The sequence below is a fragment of the Pseudomonas sp. AM14(2022) genome (assembly GCF_036346455.1).
GTDB lineage: Bacteria > Pseudomonadota > Gammaproteobacteria > Pseudomonadales > Pseudomonadaceae > Aquipseudomonas > Aquipseudomonas putida_A.
The window spans coordinates 97,270-117,076 of record NZ_JAOTNY010000010.1; the positions used below are offsets into that span (position 1 = coordinate 97,270).

At 60.5% G+C, this 19,807-nt stretch carries 20 protein-coding genes and 1 pseudogene; 18 read left to right on the forward strand and 3 right to left on the reverse strand.

Translation table 11 applies throughout. The annotated features are described in order from the left end of the window. The first annotated feature begins 6 nt into the window (after positions 1–6). From fliF to fliJ, 5 genes are read left to right on the forward strand one after another with little or no spacing between them, the layout of a single operon-like run. Positions 7–1,794 (forward strand): flagellar basal-body MS-ring/collar protein FliF, encoded by a 1,788-nt coding sequence (gene fliF / locus V3W27_RS19605; protein ID WP_027614236.1) that lies wholly within the window; start codon positions 7–9, stop codon positions 1,792–1,794. Then, on the forward strand, positions 1,787–2,806 hold the full coding sequence (fliG, locus tag V3W27_RS19610; RefSeq protein ID WP_007920042.1) for a flagellar motor switch protein FliG: 1,020 nt from the start codon (positions 1,787–1,789) through the stop codon (positions 2,804–2,806). The genes fliF and fliG overlap by 8 nt, the downstream gene beginning before the upstream one ends. Before the next feature lie 4 nt (positions 2,807–2,810). After that, positions 2,811–3,617 (forward strand): flagellar assembly protein FliH, encoded by an 807-nt coding sequence (gene fliH, locus V3W27_RS19615; RefSeq protein WP_330207321.1) that lies wholly within the window; start codon positions 2,811–2,813, stop codon positions 3,615–3,617. Next, positions 3,607–4,965, forward strand: a complete 1,359-nt coding sequence (fliI, locus tag V3W27_RS19620; RefSeq protein ID WP_007966241.1) for a flagellar protein export ATPase FliI — start codon at positions 3,607–3,609, stop codon at positions 4,963–4,965. Before fliH ends, fliI begins: the two co-directional genes overlap by 11 nt. A gap of 6 nt (positions 4,966–4,971) precedes the next feature. Further along, the gene (gene fliJ, locus V3W27_RS19625) at positions 4,972–5,421 is read left to right on the forward strand and encodes a flagellar export protein FliJ (protein WP_095139370.1); all 450 of its coding nucleotides are present in this window, start codon (positions 4,972–4,974) and stop codon (positions 5,419–5,421) included. Between the two features lie 35 nt (positions 5,422–5,456). Here the strand turns inward: fliJ and V3W27_RS19630 are convergent, their stop codons facing one another. Then, on the reverse strand, positions 5,457–5,801 hold the full coding sequence (locus tag V3W27_RS19630; RefSeq protein WP_330207322.1) for a hypothetical protein: 345 nt from the start codon (positions 5,799–5,801) through the stop codon (positions 5,457–5,459). A gap of 136 nt (positions 5,802–5,937) precedes the next feature. Between V3W27_RS19630 and V3W27_RS19635 the strand changes: the two are divergent. The 13 genes and pseudogenes from V3W27_RS19635 to flhB all read left to right on the forward strand — a co-directional run. Continuing rightward, positions 5,938–6,048 (forward strand): annotated as a pseudogene (locus V3W27_RS19635) (flagellar export protein FliJ); the annotation flags it as partial. Between the two features lie 192 nt (positions 6,049–6,240). After that, entirely contained in the window at positions 6,241–6,546 is a 306-nt protein-coding gene (locus V3W27_RS19640; RefSeq protein ID WP_096796263.1) for an STAS domain-containing protein, read from the forward strand. A 5-nt stretch (positions 6,547–6,551) separates the two neighbouring features. Further along, positions 6,552–8,249: an ATP-binding SpoIIE family protein phosphatase gene (locus V3W27_RS19645; protein ID WP_247267709.1), complete on the forward strand. Its 1,698-nt coding sequence runs from the start codon at positions 6,552–6,554 to the stop codon at positions 8,247–8,249. 37 nt (positions 8,250–8,286) lie between these two features. After that, positions 8,287–8,634: an Hpt domain-containing protein gene (locus V3W27_RS19650; RefSeq protein ID WP_330207323.1), complete on the forward strand. Its 348-nt coding sequence runs from the start codon at positions 8,287–8,289 to the stop codon at positions 8,632–8,634. Between the two features lie 106 nt (positions 8,635–8,740). Then, complete coding sequence (locus V3W27_RS19655; protein WP_330207324.1) at positions 8,741–10,135, forward strand: flagellar hook-length control protein FliK; 1,395 nt, start codon at positions 8,741–8,743, stop codon at positions 10,133–10,135. Positions 10,136–10,347: 212 nt separating this feature from the next. Beyond that, positions 10,348–10,851 carry a flagellar basal body-associated protein FliL gene (gene fliL, locus V3W27_RS19660; protein WP_047599975.1) on the forward strand — a complete coding sequence of 168 codons (504 nt, stop codon included), beginning with the start codon at positions 10,348–10,350 and terminating at the stop codon, positions 10,849–10,851. A 9-nt stretch (positions 10,852–10,860) separates the two neighbouring features. Continuing rightward, on the forward strand, positions 10,861–11,829 hold the full coding sequence (gene fliM / locus V3W27_RS19665) for a flagellar motor switch protein FliM (protein WP_003222890.1): 969 nt from the start codon (positions 10,861–10,863) through the stop codon (positions 11,827–11,829). A 55-nt stretch (positions 11,830–11,884) separates the two neighbouring features. After that, entirely contained in the window at positions 11,885–12,343 is a 459-nt protein-coding gene (gene fliN / locus V3W27_RS19670; RefSeq protein WP_003222891.1) for a flagellar motor switch protein FliN, read from the forward strand. Beyond that, a complete protein-coding gene (gene fliO / locus V3W27_RS19675) occupies positions 12,344–12,796 on the forward strand; it encodes a flagellar biosynthetic protein FliO (protein ID WP_103368107.1) in 453 nt (150 codons plus the stop codon). After that, complete coding sequence (fliP, locus tag V3W27_RS19680) at positions 12,796–13,554, forward strand: flagellar type III secretion system pore protein FliP (protein ID WP_003222895.1); 759 nt, start codon at positions 12,796–12,798, stop codon at positions 13,552–13,554. The genes fliO and fliP overlap by 1 nt, the downstream gene beginning before the upstream one ends. Next, positions 13,551–13,820 (forward strand): flagellar biosynthesis protein FliQ, encoded by a 270-nt coding sequence (gene fliQ / locus V3W27_RS19685; RefSeq protein WP_007920026.1) that lies wholly within the window; start codon positions 13,551–13,553, stop codon positions 13,818–13,820. Before fliP ends, fliQ begins: the two co-directional genes overlap by 4 nt. A gap of 3 nt (positions 13,821–13,823) precedes the next feature. After that, positions 13,824–14,609, forward strand: coding sequence for a flagellar biosynthetic protein FliR (gene fliR / locus V3W27_RS19690; RefSeq protein WP_330207325.1), 786 nt, complete (start codon positions 13,824–13,826; stop codon positions 14,607–14,609). Between the two features lie 3 nt (positions 14,610–14,612). Continuing rightward, positions 14,613–15,752: a flagellar biosynthesis protein FlhB gene (gene flhB / locus V3W27_RS19695; protein WP_330207326.1), complete on the forward strand. Its 1,140-nt coding sequence runs from the start codon at positions 14,613–14,615 to the stop codon at positions 15,750–15,752. A 229-nt stretch (positions 15,753–15,981) separates the two neighbouring features. On the opposite strand, the gene V3W27_RS19700 is transcribed toward flhB, so the two are convergent. Further along, positions 15,982–16,341: a DUF6124 family protein gene (locus V3W27_RS19700; protein WP_330207327.1), complete on the reverse strand. Its 360-nt coding sequence runs from the start codon at positions 16,339–16,341 to the stop codon at positions 15,982–15,984. A 483-nt stretch (positions 16,342–16,824) separates the two neighbouring features. Further along, entirely contained in the window at positions 16,825–19,770 is a 2,946-nt protein-coding gene (locus V3W27_RS19705) for a hypothetical protein (protein ID WP_330207328.1), read from the reverse strand. Positions 19,771–19,807 lie beyond the last annotated feature (37 nt).

The window sequence follows — 19,807 nt, forward strand, 5'->3', positions numbered from 1 at the left end:
TGAGTCATGGCAGAAGCAGTCGCCGATAACGTTCCGGCCAAGGCCACCCCGATAGACGGCAAACCGCCGCTGTTCGGCCTGTCCTTCCTGGAAAACCTCTCCGAGATGACCATGCTGCGTCAGGTGGGCCTGTTGGTCGGCCTGGCTGCGAGCGTGGCGATTGGCTTTGCCGTGGTGCTGTGGTCGCAGCAGCCGGATTACCGTCCGTTGTACGGCAGCCTTGCCGGCATGGACGCCAAGCAGGTCATGGACACCCTGGCCTCCGCCGACATCCCTTACACCGTCGAGCCGAACTCCGGCGCCTTGCTGGTCAAGGCTGACGACCTGTCCCGTGCGCGGATGAAACTCGCGGCCGCTGGTGTCACTCCCAGCGACGGCAACATCGGTTTCGAAATCCTCGACAAGGAACAGGGTCTGGGCACCAGCCAGTTCATGGAAGCGACGCGTTACCGTCGCGGTCTCGAAGGCGAACTGGCGCGCACCATCTCCAGCCTGAACAACGTCAAGGGCGCCCGCGTGCACCTGGCGATTCCGAAGAGTTCGGTGTTCGTGCGTGATGAGCGCAAGCCAAGCGCTTCGGTACTGGTCGAGCTGTACTCCGGGCGTTCGCTGGAGCCGGGTCAGGTGGTGGCGATCATCAACCTGGTGGCGACCTCCGTGCCTGAATTGAGCAAATCGCAGATCACCGTCGTCGATCAGAAGGGCAACCTGCTCTCCGATCAGGCGGAAAACTCCGAAATGACCATGGCCGGCAAGCAGTTCGATTACAGCCGCCGCATGGAAAGCATGCTGACCCAGCGCGTACACAACATTCTGCAACCGGTACTGGGCAACGATCGCTACAAGGCTGAAGTCTCGGCCGACATCGATTTCAGTGCCGTCGAATCCACCGCCGAGCAGTTCAACCCGGACCAACCGGCGTTGCGCAGCGAGCAGTCGGTCAATGAACAACGCACCGCCAGCAATGGCCCGCAAGGTGTGCCGGGTGCCCTGAGCAACCAGCCGCCGGCGCCGGCCTCGGCCCCGCAAACCACCGGTGGCGCGCAAGGCTCTACCGGCATGATTCAGCCAGGTCAGCCACTGGTCGATGCCAACGGTCAGCAGATCATGGACCCGGCCACCGGCCAGCCGATGCTCGCGCCGTACCCGGCCGACAAGCGTCAACAATCCACCAAGAACTTCGAGCTCGACCGTTCCATCAGCCACACCAAACAGCAGCAGGGTCGCCTGAATCGTCTGTCGGTGTCGGTGGTGGTCGACGATCAGGTCAAGGTCAATGCAGCCAACGGCGAAACCACCCGCGCGCCGTGGAGCGCCGATGAGCTGGCGCGCTTCACCCGTCTGGTGCAGGACGCGGTCGGTTTCGACGCCAGCCGTGGCGACAGCGTCAGCGTGATCAACATGCCGTTCTCCGCCGAACGCGGTGAAGTGGTTGCCGATATTCCGTTCTACTCCCAGCCATGGTTCTGGGACATCGTCAAACAAGTGCTGGGTGTGTTGTTCATCCTGGTGCTGGTGTTTGGTGTGCTGCGTCCGGTGTTGAACAACATCACCGGCGGCGGCAAAGGCAAGGAGCTGGCCGGTCTGGGCAGCGACGTGGAACTCGGTGGCATGGGCGGCCTGGACGGCGACCTGGCCAACGACCGCGTGAGCCTCGGTGGTCCGCAGAGCATTCTGTTGCCGAGCCCGAGTGAGGGTTACGACGCACAACTGAATGCAATCAAGAGCTTGGTGGCCGAGGATCCGGGTCGCGTGGCTCAGGTCGTGAAAGAGTGGATTAACGCAGATGAGTGATAACCGAGCCGCAACCGTCAAACTGAACAAGGTCGACAAAGCCGCGATTCTGCTGCTGTCCCTGGGTTCGACCGATGCCGCGCAAGTGCTGCGCCACATGGGCCCGAAAGAGGTTCAGCGTGTGGGTGTGGCCATGGCCCAGATGGGCAACGTCCATCGCGAGCAGGTCGAGCAGGTCATGAGCGAGTTCGTCGACATCGTCGGCGACCAGACCAGCCTCGGCGTCGGCTCCGACGACTACGTGCGCAAAATGCTCACCCAGGCGCTGGGTGAAGACAAGGCCAACGGCCTGATCGACCGCATCCTGCTCGGTGGCAACACCAGTGGCCTCGACAGCCTGAAATGGATGGAGCCGCGCGCGGTTGCCGACGTGATCCGTTACGAACACCCGCAGATCCAGGCGATCGTGGTGGCGTACCTCGACCCGGATCAGGCCGGTGAAGTACTGGGCAACTTCGACCACAAGGTGCGTCTGGACATCATCCTGCGCGTGTCGTCGTTGAACACCGTACAACCGGCTGCGCTGAAAGAGCTGAACCAGATTCTCGAGAAGCAGTTCTCCGGCAACTCGAATGCCTCGCGCACCACCCTGGGTGGCATCAAGCGTGCGGCGGACATCATGAACTTCCTCGACAGCTCGATCGAAGGCCAGCTCATGGACTCGATCCGCGAAGTCGACGAAGACCTGTCCGGTCAGATCGAAGACCTCATGTTCGTGTTCAACAACCTCGCCGACGTCGACGACCGCGGCATCCAGGCGCTGTTGCGCGAAGTGTCCTCCGACGTGCTGGTGCTGGCCCTCAAGGGTTCGGACGAAGGCGTCAAAGAAAAGATCTTCAAGAACATGTCCAAGCGTGCGGCCGAACTGTTGCGCGACGACCTCGAGGCCAAAGGCCCGGTGCGCGTCAGCGACGTGGAAACCGCGCAGAAAGAAATCCTCACCATTGCCCGTCGCATGGCCGAAGCCGGCGAAATCGTGCTCGGTGGCAAGGGCGGCGAGGAAATGATCTAAGCCCATGGACAAGCATGACGAGTCAGTAACGGATCTGATCCGCGCCCGCGATGTCCGTGGTTTCGAATCCTGGGCACTGCCCAGCTTCGATCCGCCGAAACCGGAACCCGAGCCGGAACCGGAGCCCGAACCGCCGGAAATGGAAGAAGTGCCGCTGGAAGAAGTCCAGCCACTGACCCTGGAAGAACTCGAAAGCATCCGTCAGGAGGCTTACAACGAGGGCTTTGGCATCGGCGAGAAGGAAGGTTTTCACAGCGCCACGCTCAAGGTGCGGCAGGAAGCCGAAGTGGCGCTGGCGGCAAAACTCGCCAGCCTCGAGCAACTGATGACCCATCTGTTCGAGCCGATTGCCGAGCAAGACACGCAGATCGAAAAATCGCTGGTCGACCTCGTACAACACATCACCAGACAGGTGATCAAGCGCGAGCTGGCCATCGATTCCAGCCAGATCGAACACGTCATGCGCGACGCGCTCAAGCTGCTACCGTTGGGCGTGGACAACGTGCGTCTGTACGTCAATCCGCAGGACTTCGAGCAGGCCAAGGCCTTGCGCGAGCGTCACGAGGAATCCTGGCGCATCGTCGAAGACGACTCGCTGTTGCCGGGCGGTTGCCGGGTTGAAACCGAACACAGCCGCATCGACGCCAGCATCGAGACCCGCGTGACCCAGGTCATGGCCAAGCTGTTCGACCAGTTGCACGAACAGGCTCTGCACCCGACCGCGCCGGATCTGAGTCTGGACATTCCTGAAGAAAGCCAACTGGCGGCTGCGCCTGAAGAGCCGCTCGCGGACACCCCCGATGCGCCTTGAACGCACCAGTTTCGCCAAGCGCCTCAGCACCTATGCCGACGCCACTGAAATCGCCGGCGCGCCGATTCTCGAAGGCCGCCTGCTGCGCATGGTCGGCCTCACCCTCGAAGCCGAAGGCCTGCGCGCCGCCATGGGCACGCGCTGCCTGGTCATCAATGACGACAGCTATCACCCATCCCAGGTGGAAGCGGAAGTCATGGGCTTCTCAGGCAGTAAAGTATTCCTGATGCCGGTCGGCAGCGTTGCCGGCATCGCCCCGGGCGCCCGTGTGGTGCCGCTGGCCGAAACCGGGCGCCTGCCGATGGGCATGAGCATGCTCGGTCGCGTACTCGACGGCGCCGGACGTGCGCTGGACGGCAAGGGCGGGATGAAGGCTGAAGACTGGGTGCCAATGGACGGCCCGACCATCAACCCGCTCAACCGCGACCCGATCCACGAACCGCTGGACGTCGGCATCCGCTGCATCAACGGTTTGCTGACGGTCGGGCGTGGTCAGCGTCTGGGCCTGTTCGCCGGTACCGGTGTCGGTAAATCGGTGCTGCTGGGCATGATGACCCGCTTCACCGAGGCCGACATTATCGTCGTCGGTCTGATCGGTGAGCGGGGTCGAGAAGTTAAGGAGTTCATCGAGCACATCCTCGGTGAAGAAGGCCTCAAGCGTTCGGTGGTCGTCGCCTCGCCGGCGGACGATGCGCCGCTGATGCGTCTGCGCGCGGCCATGTACTGCACGCGCATCGCCGAGTATTTCCGCGACAAGGGCAAGAACGTCCTGCTGCTGATGGATTCGCTGACTCGTTTCGCTCAGGCCCAGCGGGAAATCGCTCTGGCCATCGGTGAGCCGCCAGCGACCAAGGGTTATCCGCCCTCGGTGTTCGCCAAACTGCCGAAACTGGTGGAGCGTGCCGGTAATGCGGAGAAGGGCGGCGGTTCGATCACTGCGTTCTACACCGTATTGTCCGAAGGCGATGACCAGCAGGATCCGATTGCCGACTCGGCGCGGGGCGTGCTCGACGGCCACATCGTGTTGTCCCGGCGTCTGGCCGAGGAAGGGCACTACCCGGCCATCGACATCGAAGCCTCGATCAGCCGGGTGATGCCGGCCGTGGTCTCGGCGGAACACATGCAGCGCGCGCAGTACTTCAAGCAGCTGTGGTCGCGCTATCAGCAGAGCCGCGATCTGATCAGCGTCGGCGCTTACGTCGCCGGTGGCGACCGCGAGACCGATCTGGCGATCTCGCTGCAACCGCAACTGACCCGCTACCAGCGGCAGGGGCTGAACGACAAGATCAACATGGGCGAGAGCCAGGCTTACCTCGAAACCCTGTTCGCGCCTGCGGCGGGTGGGTAACCGGCCATGGCCGTGAGCCGAGCTGCGCGCCTGGCGCCGGTGGTGGAAATGGCCGAACAGGCCGAGAAAACCGCCGTGCAACGCCTGGGTTACTTTCAAGGCCAGGTCAAAGTCGCTGAAAGCAAACTCGCCGACCTCGACGCCTTTCGTCTGGATTATCAGGAACAGTGGATCGTGCGCGGCAGCGACGGGGTTTCCGGGCAATGGCTGCTGGGGTATCACGGCTTTCTCGCGCAACTGGATACGGCCATCGACCAGCAGCGGCAAAGTCTGGTCTGGCACCAGAACAACCTGATCAAGGCGCGCGATGCCTGGCAGCAGGCGTTCGCCAAGGTCGAAGGCTTGCGCAAACTGGTGCAGCGCTACCGCGAAGAGGCGCAACGCCTCGAAGACAAGCGTGAGCAGAAGCTGCTGGACGAGTTGTCGCAGCGCTTGCCGCGGCACGATCCGTATTAACGTGCCGCAGCAGTGGTGCTAGAGGATGGTCTGAGTCATTTGTCCAATATTGTGAAACTGAACATTGCGGAGAAACCTAGAAGCTTTGAGTCACTTACTACGGTGTAGAAAGCGAGTATCTGTTTGCCCAAAATATCCCAATGATTGGCAGAATCGATATAAGCACCGTATGTCTCATGATCAGCAATGACTGTATCAGTATGCAATGTGGGATAGACGGCGTCGCACACCAGGTAAAACGTGATTAGTTCGCCTTCTTTACCAGTGTATTTTGCCAGCAAGGCGGATTTACCCTTTAGGTATTCATCATGAGTGATGATGCTTGGTGACGCGGTGTTACCCAGGGACGGTGCTTCGAAAAGTGCATTAGGCGATTTCATGATGCAGTCCTTTGACCTGAGCGCAGCGAAATTGCTGCCGCTTGATTAAGGTCTATGCCTCTTTCCTCGGTCTACTGTCAGATCTGACAGTGGCGACAAGCGGCAGTCGCGGAGTGGCTGCAGGGCATAGCTTCTCCTTCGCAAACGGGTGCAGCGCTACGGCGAAGAGGCGCAAGGCCTCGAAGACAAGCGCGAGCAGAAGCTGCTGGACCAGTTGTCGCAGCGCCTGCCGCGACACAACCCTTTTCAAATTGCCCAAACATTCCCTGTGGGAGCGGGCTTGCTCGCGAAGGCGGTGTGTCAGAGACAGCAATGTTGACTGACACACCGCCTTCGCGAGCAAGCCCGCTCCCACATTTGCTTGTGCGCTGAGCCTTGCCCCAACCCTGTCCAGGTGCTAAACCTTGTACACGTTCGTCAATGACAAGGAAGCCAGTCAATGTCAGTCGTTACAGAAGTCTCTCCGGATGGTCAAAAACTGACGATTTCGGTCAAGGGGCGGTTCGATTTTGGGCGCCATCAGGAGTTTCGCGAGTCCTATGAGCGACTTAACCAGAAACCCGACTCCATCGTGGTTGATCTGAAAGATGCCACCTACCTCGACAGCTCCGCGCTGGGCATGCTGCTCCTGCTGCGCGATCATGCCGGCGGCGACGAGTCGGACGTGCGCGTGATCAACAGCAACTCCGACGTGCGCAAGATTCTCGCCATCTCCAACTTCGACAAACTGTTCGACATCAGTTGACGGCCATGCAGGCGCAAGAGCCGCTGACGATCCTGATCGCCGAAGACAGCGCCGCCGACCGTTTACTGTTGTCGACCATCGTCCGCCGCCAGGGGCACGAAGTGCTGACCGCCGCCAATGGCGCCGAAGCGCTCGAGGTGTTCAAGCGTCAGCCACCGCATCTGGTGCTGATGGACGCGATGATGCCGGTGATGGACGGCTTCGAAGCGGCGCGGCAGATCAAGGCGCTGGCGGGGGAAACCCTGGTGCCGATCATCTTTCTGACTTCGCTGACCGAAAGTGAAGCGCTGGCCCGTTGTCTGGAGGCGGGTGGCGACGACTTTCTGGCGAAGCCTTACAACCAGGTGATCCTCGCCGCCAAAATCAAGGCGATGGATCGCTTGCGCCGCTTGCAGGCCACGGTGCTGCAACAGCGTGACCTGATCGCCAGACATCACGATTACCTGCTCAACGAACAGCGTGTGGCCAAAGCCGTTTTCGACAAGGTCGCGCATTCGGGTTGCCTGAGTGCACCGAATATTCGTTATCTGCAATCGCCCTATGCGTTGTTCAACGGCGACCTGCTGCTGGCGGCCTACACCCCGGCCGGCGACATGCATGTGCTGCTCGGTGATTTCACCGGTCACGGATTGCCGGCGGCGGTGGGGGCGATGCCGCTGGCCGAAGTGTTCTACGGCATGACTGCCAAGGGCTACGGCCTGGCCGAAACCCTGCGCGAGATGAACGCCAAGCTCAAGCGCATCCTGCCGGTGGACATGTTCTGCTGCGCGACCATGCTTTGTCTGAGTTTTCAGCGGCGTTCGGTAGAGGTGTGGAACGGCGGCATGCCTGACGGTTATCTGCACCGGATCGCCACCGGCGAACGGGTGCCGCTGGCGGCGCGCCATTTGCCGCTGGGGGTGCTCAGTCCGCAAGCGTTTGATGATCGCACCGAAGTACAGACCATGGCCGTGGGCGACCGGGTGTTCCTGCTGTCGGACGGGGTGATCGATACCACTGACGCCGACGACCGGTTGTTTGGTGTCGAGCGTTTGCAGCAGCTGTTCGCCGCCAATCGTGAGCCGGACAACCTGTTCGCCGAGATCGAGCAGGCCTTGCACGCCTTTCGCGGTGAGCCCCGCGACGATGTGAGCATGGTCGAGATCAGCTTGCTGGAGGCGGCGCAGGTGATGCCGTCGGCACCGGTGTATTCCGACAGTGGTCAATCCTGTCCGCTGGACTGGTCGGTAGGTTTCGAGTTTCGCGGGGCGACGCTCAGGCGCTTCAATCCTTTGCCGTATCTGCTGCAGTTGTTGCAGGAAGTGCACGGTTTGCGCACCCAGGGCGGGGCGATCTACAGCGTGCTCGCCGAGCTGTACTCCAACGCGCTGGAGCACGGTGTTCTTGGTCTGGATTCCAGCCTGAAGCGTGATGCCAGTGGCTTCGCTCGTTACTATGAACAGCGCAACGAGCGGCTCGAAGCCCTGCAGGACGGTTACGTGCGCGTGCATCTGCAGGTCAAGCCGCAAGGTGCCGGTGGTTGTCTGGTGATCCGCGTCGAGGACAGCGGCAAGGGTTTTGACGTGGCGCGGGTGATGGAGCGGCCGCTGGATGGTGTCCGTCTGTCGGGGCGCGGGGTCAGCCTGATCCGGCAGTTGGGGCATAACGCCAGTTGGTCGGACGAAGGTCGCAGTGCTTGCGTGGAGTTTTTCTGGGAGGGTTGAGGCATAATTCGCCGATTCTTGATCAAGGAGTGAACAAGTGACTGACACACATATTGATCGCGAGGCGCTGAGCGTACTGCGCGAAGTCATGGAGGAGGGTTATCCGGAGCTTCTGGATACCTTTCTGGCCGATTCCGAAAGTCGCTTGGCTGAGCTGCAGAACACGGCGGATGCCAAGGCTTTGACTGAAGTTGCCCACAGCTTCAAGGGCAGCGCCAGCAACATGGGAGCTGTCCGGTTGGCGGCGCTCTGCCAGGAGCTGGAATCGGAAGCCAAAAATAAAATCCCCTCGGACATTGCCAGGCTGGTGGCTGACATCAGTCGCGAGTTCGCCGATGTTCGCCCGATCTACGAAGACGAACGCCAGCACGCCCTGACCCATTGAACCCTGCCGTCCGGCGCTTTTCGCAAGCGCCGGACAAATCTGGCCCGACACTTGCAATAATCCCCGGCAACTGTACCTACGATCCCAGTGCAGCGGAGACCGTGTCATGCCTGCGACCCCCAATGTTCTTCTTCAATCTGCCGCCCAGGCCAAGGCGCAAGCCGCCGCCGCGAAAACGCCGGTCATGGCCGCAGACACCGGGGACAAGGCCTCAAGCTTCGCTCAGGTGTTCGCCGATCAAGGCCCGAAAAAGACTCTTGCGAACTCTGACAGTTCGTTGAAACCGGCGCGCGACAAGGTTGCCGACAACAGCGACAAGAAAGATTTCGCCAAGGATAAGTCTGCCGCCACGCAACAGACCGTTGCCGATAGCGGCAATGCCTTGCCTGCCGACAAGACCGCGGCGACCACCACCGATGATCAGGCTGCCGCTGACAAGGCCGCCGCCGATGCGGCCGCCGACAGCGCGCAGACGCCACTGGCCGACACCACCCCGGTGGATCCGGCGCTGGATCCGGCACTGGCGCAAACCGTGCAGCCGCTGGTGACCGCGCCGGTGGTGGCAGCGCCAGTCGCTGCAACACCGGAACCGGCCAAAACCGAAACGCCGGTCGTGGCCGCCACCTTGGCGCCAGCCGTGGTCAAAGATCCGGCGGCATCAACCGATAGCGCGTTCGACCCGGCGGCCGATCCACTCGACTCGTTGCCGGCGCTGCGTATGGCGATGGAGCAGGGCGGGCACATTTCCGCCAGCAGCCAGGCCCAACCGAAAGCTACGCCGGCCCAGACTCAGGCCGACGGTGAATTGACTGCGGCGCAGAACTTCGCTGCCGGCATGGCCAGCATGCTCGACGTGCAGGCCGACAAGGACAGCACCAGTCAGAATGGTGAAAAGGCCTTCAGCGGCCTGATCGACGACGGCCTGAAAGATCTGAAGGCTGCTACCAGCGACACCCGTGTCGATGATTTCGCCAACCGTCTGGCGGCGCTGACTCAGGCGGCCACTCCGAAAACCGCGAACGCGGTGCCGGTGAATCAACCGATCGCCATGCACCAGAGCGGCTGGACCGAAGAAATCGTCAACCGCGTCATGTACCTGTCCAGCGCCAACCTGAAGGCGGCGGATATTCAATTGCAGCCGGCGGAACTCGGGCGTCTGGATATTCGGGTGAACATGGTGCCGGACCAGCAGACCCAGGTGACCTTCATGAGCGCGCACCCAAGCGTGCGCGAAGCGCTCGACGGTCAGATGCATCGCTTGCGTGACATGTTCACCCAGCAGGGCATGGGCCAGGTCGACGTCAATGTCTCCGACCAGAGCCGTGGCTGGCAGGGTCAGCAGGGTCAGGAGCAGGCGCAGCAGGGCCAGAGTGGTCGCACCAGCGCTGCGGGTGGTCGACTGGATTCGGCGGAAGAAGAGCTGACGCCGGCGGCAGTGGCTGAAGCCGCTGCACAAACCACCAGCGTGATCGGCAGCAGCGCCGTCGACTATTACGCCTGATACAACGCTGTATCCCCCTGTGGGAGCGGGCTTGCTCGCGAATGCGGTTGTTCAATCGACATCAATGTCGGCTGACACACCGCATTCGCGAGCAAGCCCGCTCCCACATTGGTTTTACAGTGCCTTCCAATCTGACCCGACACTTCTGGCATAACACTTGCTCTTGCCTTGCCGTGCGACTGTGAAAACCCGATTAGTGACGGATTATTGGCATGGCGAAGAGCGAAGCAGCAGCTGTAAAAGACCCCGCGACCAAAGGCAAACTCAAGATGATCATCCTGATCGTGGTGGCTCTGCTGCTGGCGATCGGTGTGTCCGTGGGCGCGACCTGGTACTTCATGCACAGCGCTCAGAGCAAGCCTGCCGCAGCGGCCGAGGCTGCGCCGGTCGGCAAGCAGCCGGCGATCTTCGAGCCGATGGCGCCGGCGTTTGTCGCCAACTACAACCAGAACGGCCGTCAGCGCTACATGCAGGTGAGCATCACCATGCTGGCGCGTAACCAGGCCGATCTGGAAGCGCTCAAAGTGCACATGCCGGTGATCCGCAACAACCTGGTGATGCTCTTCTCCGGTCAGGATTTCGCCACTTTGGCGACTCCGGTCGGCCAGGAGATGTTGCGCCAGAAGGCTACCGCCAGCGTCCAGGAAGTGGCGCAGAAAGAGCTGGGCAAAGTGGTGATCGAACAGTTGCTTTTCACTAATTTCGTACTGCAGTAGGAACACGACATGGCCGTGCAGGATCTGCTGTCCCAGGATGAAATCGACGCGCTGTTGCATGGCGTCGACGATGGTCTGGTACAGACCGATAACGCTGCCGAACCCGGCAGTGTCAAAAGCTACGACCTGACCAGCCAGGATCGCATCGTCCGTGGACGCATGCCGACTCTGGAAATGATCAACGAGCGTTTTGCCCGTTACACCCGCATCAGCATGTTCAACATGCTGCGCCGCTCGGCGGACGTTGCCGTCGGTGGCGTCCAGGTGATGAAGTTCGGCGAATACGTGCACTCGCTGTACGTGCCGACCAGCCTCAACCTGGTCAAGATCAAACCGCTGCGCGGCACCGCGCTGTTCATCCTTGACGCCAAACTGGTGTTCAAACTGGTGGACAACTTCTTCGGCGGCGACGGCCGTCACGCCAAGATCGAAGGGCGTGAATTCACCCCGACCGAATTGCGTGTGGTGCGCATGGTGCTGGAGCAGGCCTTCGTCGATCTGAAGGAAGCCTGGCAGGCGATCATGGAAGTCAATTTCGAGTACATCAACTCGGAAGTGAACCCGGCCATGGCCAACATCGTCGGCCCGAGCGAAGCAATCGTGGTCTCCACCTTCCACATCGAACTCGATGGCGGTGGCGGTGACCTGCACGTAACCATGCCGTACTCGATGATCGAGCCGGTGCGTGAAATGCTCGATGCCGGTTTCCAGTCGGACCTCGACGATCAGGACGAGCGCTGGGTCAACGCCCTGCGTCAGGACGTGCTCGATGTCGATGTACCGATCGGCGCCACTGTGGCCCGCCGCCAGTTGAAGCTGCGCGACATCCTGCACATGCAGCCGGGGGATGTGATCCCGGTCGAGATGCCGGAAGACATGATCATGCGCGCCAACGGCGTACCGGCCTTCAAGGTCAAGATGGGCTCGCACAAAGGCAACCTCGCGTTGCAGGTGATCGAGCCGATCGAGCGTCGCTGAAGCGGCGCTCTTACCCCACGTATTTAACTGAATTGTTGCCCGCCGAGGACACATGATGAACGACGAAATGAACGCCCAGGACGATCAGGCACTGGCCGACGAATGGGCTGCGGCCCTGGAAGAGACCGGTGATGGCAGCCAGGCTGACATCGACGCGCTGCTGGCCGCCGACGCTGGCGCCGCAAGCTCCAACCGCCTGCCGATGGAAGAGTTCGGCAGCGTGCCGAAGAACAACGATCCGGTGACGCTGGACGGTCCGAACCTGGACGTGATCCTCGACATCCCGGTGTCGATCTCGATGGAAGTGGGCAGCACCGACATCAACATCCGCAACCTGCTGCAACTGAACCAGGGTTCGGTGATCGAGCTCGATCGTCTGGCCGGCGAGCCGCTGGACGTGCTGGTCAACGGCACGCTGATCGCGCACGGTGAAGTGGTGGTGGTCAACGAGAAGTTCGGCATCCGCCTGACCGACGTGATCAGCCCAAGCGAACGCATCAAGAAGCTGCGCTGAGTGAAACGGTTTCTCTGGGCTTTGCTGGCACTGCCATTGAGCGTGCTGGCCGCCGAGCCGTCGACGGCGACCACCGTGCCTGCTGCCACCGCGCCGATGGTCAGCAGCGGCGTGGCCGGGCAACTGACGCAACTGGTGTTCGGTCTGTTGCTGGTGCTGGGCTTGATCTTCTTCCTCGCCTGGCTGCTGCGCCGGGTGCAGCAATCGGGGCCAGCAGGCAAGGGCCAGGTGATCGAGCTGATCGGCTCCCGCGCACTCGGTCCGCGTGACCGGTTGATGCTGGTGCAGGTCGGCAACGAGCAGATTCTGCTCGGCTTGAGCCCTGGCACCATCACTGCGCTGCATGTGCTCAAGGAGCCGGTGCAAGTGCCGAGCAGCAGCGAAAAAGCGACCCCGGAATTTGCCCAGCATCTGCTGAAGATTCTCGGCAAGGATCAGAAGGATAAGAAGTAATGGGTGCGCTACGCATCGTCTTGACGCTGGCCTTGATGCTGGCCGCGCCGCTGGCGTTCGCCGCCGATCCGTTGTCGATTCCGGCGATCACGCTGGGCACCAACGCCGACGGCGCGCAGGAGTATTCGGTCAGCCTGCAGATCCTGCTGATCATGACCGCCCTCAGCTTCATTCCGGCGGCCGTGATCCTGATGACCAGTTTCACCCGGATCATCATCGTCTTCTCGATCCTGCGTCAGGCCCTCGGCCTGCAACAGACGCCGTCGAACCAGATCCTCACCGGCATGGCCCTGTTCCTCACCATGTTCATCATGGCCCCGGTGTTCGATCGGGTGAACAACGATGCGCTGCAGCCGTATCTGGCGGAAAAGCTCACCGCGCAGCAGGCGGTGGAAAAGGCTCAGGTACCGATCAAGGACTTCATGCTCGCCCAGACCCGCACCAGTGATCTGGAGCTGTTCATGCGCTTGTCCAAACGCACCGACATCGCCACGCCGGATCAGGCGCCACTGACGATTCTGGTGCCGGCGTTCGTCACCTCTGAGCTTAAAACCGCGTTCCAGATCGGCTTCATGATCTTCATTCCGTTCCTGATCATCGACCTGGTCGTGGCCAGTGTGCTGATGGCGATGGGTATGATGATGCTCTCGCCGCTGATCATTTCGCTGCCGTTCAAGATCATGCTGTTCGTGCTGGTGGATGGCTGGGCGCTGATTATCGGCACCCTGGCCAGCAGTTTCGGAGGTGTCTCGCCATGACGCCGGAAGTTGCGGTCGATATCTTTCGTGAAGCCCTTTGGCTGACCACATTGATGGTCGCGATTCTGGTGGTGCCGAGCCTGTTGGTCGGTTTGTTGGTGGCGATGTTTCAGGCGGCGACGCAGATCAACGAACAGACCCTGAGCTTCCTGCCGCGTCTGCTGGTGATGCTGGTGACCCTGATCGTCGCCGGCCCGTGGATCGTGCAGACGTTCATGGAATACATCATTCAGTTGTACAAAAACATTCCGATGGTCATCGGCTAAGCCATGCAATCGCTGCTTCAGTTGACCGACACCCAGATCAGTACCTGGGTGGCGTCGTTCATGTTGCCACTGTTTCGCGTCGCCTCGATGCTGATGGTCATGCCGGTGTTCGGCACCACGCTGGTGTCGCGGCGGATACGCCTGTATTTCGCCATGGCCATCACCGTATGCATTGCCCCGGGGCTGCCGCCGATGCCGGACGTCAGTCCGCTTGCTCTCAGCGGCTGGTTGCTGATTGCCGAGCAGATTCTGGTGGGTGCGGTGCTGGGGTTTTCCCTGCAACTGTTTTTCCAGGCATTTGCCGTGGCCGGGCAGATTGTCGCGATCCAGATGGGCATGGGCTTCGCCTCGATGGTGGACCCGGCCAACGGTGTCTCGGTGGCGGTGATCGGGCAGTTCTTCACCATGCTGGTGACCTTGCTGTTCCTGTCGATGAACGGCCACTTGGTGGTCTTCGAAGTGCTCACCGAAAGCTTCACCACGCTGCCGGTCGGCGGCGGATTGATGACGGCGCAATACTGGGAGCTGGCCGGCAAGCTTGGCTGGGTTCTCGGGGCGGCGTTGCTGCTGGTGCTGCCGGCGGTCACCGCGCTGCTGGTGGTCAACATCGCCTTCGGCGTGATGACCCGCGCCGCGCCGCAACTGAACATTTTCTCCATCGGTTTCCCGCTGACCCTGGTGCTGGGCCTGTTCATCGTCTGGGTCGGTCTGGCGGACATCCTCAATCAGTATCAACCGCTGGCCTCCGAGGCCTTGCAGTTGTTACGCGAACTGGCACGGGCGCGCTGAGCCATGGCAGAGAGCGAAAGCGGTCAGGACAAAACAGAAGACCCCACGGACAAACGCAAAAAAGACTCCCGTGAGAAGGGTGAGATTGCCCGTTCCAAAGAGCTCAACACCCTCGCCGTGATGATGGCCGGTGCCGGTGCGCTGCTGGTGTTCGGCGGCATGCTGGCCGAAGACCTGATGGAGCTGATGCGCCTGAACTTCACTCTCTCGCGCGAGGTGATCATGGATCAGGGGGCCATGGGCAGTTTCCTGTTGCAGTCGGGCCAGATGGCGCTGTTGGCGATCCAGCCGATCATGATCACCCTGTTGCTGGCGGCGCTGATCGGGCCGATCTCCCTCGGTGGCTGGCTGTTTGCCGCCGGTTCCATGGCGCCCAAATTCAGCCGGATGAACCCGGCGGCGGGCCTGAAGCGGATGTTCTCGTTCAAGGCTGTGGTCGAGCTGCTCAAGGCGCTGGCCAAGTTTCTGATCACCCTGGGGGTGGCGTTGGTGGTGTTGTCGGCGGACGTCGATGATTTCTTGCGGATCGCCCACGAGCCGCTCGAAATGGCGATCATTCACAGCGTCACGCTGGTCGGCTGGAGTACGCTGTGGCTGGCCTGCGGCCTGATCATCATTGCCGCCGTCGACGTGCCGGTGCAGCTCTGGGAAGCGCACAAGAAACTGCTGATGACCAAGCAGGAAGTGCGCGACGAGCACAAGGATCAGGAAGGTCGGCCGGAGGTCAAGCAGCGCATCCGTCAGACCCAGCGCGAGATGTCGCAGCGGCGGATGATGGCGGCGATTCCCGACGCCGACGTGGTCATCACCAACCCGACCCACTACGCCGTCGCGCTCAAGTACGACTCGGAGAAGGGCGGCGCGCCGGTGCTGCTGGCCAAGGGCAGCGACTTCCTCGCGCTGAAGATCCGCGAAATCGCCGTCGCCAACAACGTCATGCTCCTCGAATCGCCGGGGCTGGCGCGTTCGATCTACTACTCCACCGAACTCGAGCAGGAAATCCCCGGCGGCCTGTACCTGGCGGTCGCTCAGGTATTGGCCTACGTCTACCAGATCCGCCAGTACCGCGCCGGCAAGGGCAAACGCCCGGATCCGCTGAAAGACGATCTGCCGATCCCGCCGGATCTGCGGCGCGATTCCTGACTTGACAGTAACGCAATAAAAACCGCCATCCCGATTGAACGGGGCGGCGGTTTTTTTAAGCCTGAAGACATGTGTCGACTGTGAGGCCGCCTTCGCGAGCAAGCCCGCTCCCACGGGTTCGGCGTGCAGGCACAGGTTTGTGATCGACACCAATCCCTGTGGGAGCGGGCTTGCTCGCGAAGACGTCAGCAGCCACAACGCCTCACCCAGGGCTTGTCACAGTTCCCTGCTACTGCGGCAACTCCAGATTATCCATCACCCGATTCACCGCCAGTTCGCCGAGCATGATCAGTTGCGCGATGCCCAGCAGCGTCCTGCGCTGCGACGCCGGTATGAGGTGGGCGAAGTCATTGGCGATGGTTCTGGCTGAAGCGAGTGTTTCGCAAGCATCGGCCAGCAGTTCTTCGTTTTTGAAGTCTGCGGTCACGGCGTACATCGAGCGGGTTTTGCGTTGAATGGGCGTGGCGCCGGGCGAGCAGAGGTAGTGGTCGAGGGCGCGGTCGGCGGCTTCGTGGAGCTTTTTTGAATCGAGGGATTCGTAGGGGGAGGTGGCGTCGGATTCGGGTGGGTTGGGTGTTGGTTTGATCATGGTGAAGCTCCGTGGTTGATTTGGCCGCCACGGCTCATCGCTAAACAAGTAAAGGTGGCGGCTGTACGCAGGTTAGCGATCCGGGTCACAGAAACCCCGGGTAGACCCGAAGGTCTCCCGCGCACAGCCACCATGACGCCAAGTGCAGATAGACAAACCTGCAATTGAGACTGGGGATTGAGCGTCTGTAAGGTATCGGATCGCTAAACCCGATCGCTGATTCGTCAGCGACCGACCCACAATAGAACCCGCCCCCAAAGCGCACAAGCCGGCGGATTCTGGCGTAGCTGTAGGCAATGGCGCAAGGATGTGTAGCCTTGGAGGCGTGTCTGGAAGTGTTCTTTAAACGCTAGGATTTAAAAGGCAAAAAAGTCGGAGTGACTGCGCAGAGGGCTATCCCACTTCCCTTGTAGGATTCGCCGTCACACCGAGCACGGCGAAATGTGCTGTGCTCGGCGATTTATGCCGGAAGAGAGAAGTTTCTCAATAGTTCATTGAGAAGTTGTCTAGGATTGAGTCGCCACCTCCATCGGTTATATCTATGTATTTAATTTTTCTATTTGGTGTTTCGGTGATGTCAACCCATATTTGATTTTGTCCATCATATGGTGGTGTGGGTTCGGCTTTGACTAGTTGTAAGTTTTCTTCATAGCATTTGTAAGATGATGGGATTCTTAAATTGTCGGCAATTCCGAATCGTATGCTTTTTGCTGGGTGTTTTAGTGTGAGTCTTATAGTTGTGCGGGGGGCAAGGTATAAATGCATAGATGTTATCTGAGGGGCATGAGTATCGCCGTAAATTAAGACTTTTACATGCCCCACAACTACCGTTACCGTCATGCTGGGGAAATCCATGACTGTACCAACAGGTTTATCACCAACTGAGCCTGTCTCGAAATCCTCTAAAGTTACTAAAGGATTTTTCAATAATTTTAAAATCAAAGTCGGAAACATAATGGGCGTCAAATTATTGGTGGTGTCTGGCAATACTTCAAAGGGTAATTTCAATTCGGTGTCATGTTTAAGGGTTGCGAGTTTTTCTCTCGTCAGTGTTTCTTTTATTCCAGAGGTTGTTTCCGTATGGGTTATTTTGTGGTTGGTCAATATCGGGATTGTGTAGTCGTCATTGTTGTCGTCTTTTCCCGAAAGTTTAAGTTGTACGATGTTATCAGTGCTGATGCCTGTCCATGGCCGTACGGTAACCTCAGCGTTTCCTTCAAAAGAATTCAAATCCAGCACGTTGTCATCCGATGCCTGTGGGATTTTCGGCGAGGGTAGCCGTGGATCTTCATCTGTGATCTTCAGCAAAGTCACCCTGGCCGCATCTGATTCACCCGCTTGTCCACCATCGCGATTCAAATCCCAGCGCAATTCGATCACCTTGCCATGTCGCGCCGCCAGAAACGCCGGGCTCAATACCGTATCCACCCGCTTGTTGTTGAACTCCACCAAAGGAAACGGTGGCGTGCCTGCTGGGGGATCGACCTCCACCAAGCGTGCCTGGTCGCCGCTCAATGCTTCAAGGAATTCGATGCGCACCGTCACCCCGTCCGGGTAGGCCAGGACATCAATCGGATCGGTGGCCGGTGCTACAAGAAACGGTGGCGGCAGTTCCCCCAGCGCCGCCCCGATGCGCAACGTCAACTCATGAGAATGCCCCAGCGTCTCGCCCGTCCGCTGAATGCTGTAATCCGCGACCACCGTGCCGTTCAGGTTGGCGGTCACGTATTTTTTATCCACGGTGATGCGTACCGGCCGGCCAGCGGTGGCGGGGATCAGGTCGACATGACTACTGATGCTGCCGCCACTGGCGGAGCCGCGCCAACGGTAGCTCACGCGATCCTTGTCGCGGGTGCCGAGGTACGGCACCACCAGCGTGGCACCGGTGGGTGGCACGTTGTCCGGATCGAGCACGTCGTTGGCATCTGCGCCCTCGACTTCCGGCCGGTCGAACGTCGGCAGTGCCACGCCGACCTGCATCATGAACGGCAGCGACTCGCGAACGCTCAACAGCCCCGTTTCGCTGTTGGTGACGACGTAATAGACCTTGACGTTCAGGCCATTGAAACGCTGGATTTCGACATTGCTCACGCTGCGCAGGACGGGCTGATTGTCCGCTACGTTGCCGACCGGGCGGGGATCTTCGTAATAAACGGTGTCGTTACCGGGCGCCTGGGCCGACCAGATCAGGTTGATCAGGTCGCTGCTGTTGCGACCGGGATACCAAGGGATCTGCACGGTTGCCCAGCGCGTTTCGGGTGGCAACGTCCCGCCCGGTGCCTCGTCGACGGTGGGGGCGACTAACTGGCTGATGTCGCCAATCACGGTGACGCTGGCATTTTTTGAGCGGCGGTCGCTTTCATCGCTGCGACGGCGCACATAGCCGACCGAGGCTGCGCCTTTGGCGATGGCTTTGACGGCGGCATTGGGGATGGGGAAATCGAGTTGGAAGGGCACATACAACACCTCTTTCTCCAGCGGCCCGACGATGATCTGCGAGCCTTGCGCCGGGGTGCCGATCCAGGTCAGGAGAACCTTGTCGCCCACCGCAAAATCGTCCTTGGTGATGTACACGCGGGCGGTCACATCGTCATCCCCGAGCTGGTCGAGGTCGATGCTGTCGGTTGGAATGCCGTTGACCAGCACCTGCGGTTCGTCCAGCCGATTGCCCCCCAGGTCCACCAGCAATTCACGCGTCGCTGACCACGGCGCACGTTCGTCCGGGTAATTACCGCAGCGGTCAATGACCTGATAAGCCACCGCGACACGATCACCGTCCCCGGCGGCGTCGATAACGGCGCGGCTGAAGACAACCTCGATCGGGTTTCTGATCGGGTCCTGGGCCTGTTCCGGCGTAACGACATGCACCACTTGCTGGCTGCCCCAGCGGGCGAGAATGCGGTCGTATCGGGTGAGGTTGCGGTAGGGCACGATGTACATCGTCACCCCGCTGGGCGGCAGGTTTTCATCGACCTCGTCATGAGAGAGGGAGAACTTGAGATCGGAGTGGCCGTCATCGCCGGGAATGTCATCGTACTCGCCGGGACGCGTGAGTTTGACCAGCAGGGTCATGACCGGTTTCGAGTCCTCCGGGGCGCCCTGGTTCTTGCGCGTGATCCGGTAGAACACTGGCGTGGCATCCCCCTCAAGTACCTGGCCCTTGGCAATGGTGAAAACCAGGTCCTGGTTGAGCTCGGCATCGTGCTCTAAGGTCTTGCTCCAGACCGCGGCGCTGTCATTGCCCCAGAACACCTCGGCCAGATCGCCAATGGACATGGTCAGCCAGGCGGGGATGATGCCTTGCAGATCGCCTTCCACGGCTCTGATGGGTATGCCGCCGTCATAGTGTTCGGCAGGGCTGAGGCTGACCAGCGCCGGAAAGTACGGAGGTCTGAGGGCTTGAGGGGCGGGGTCTGCTTGGCTGGACATTTGGCGAACTCAGGTCGGGTGGCTGGGTGACGGAGTT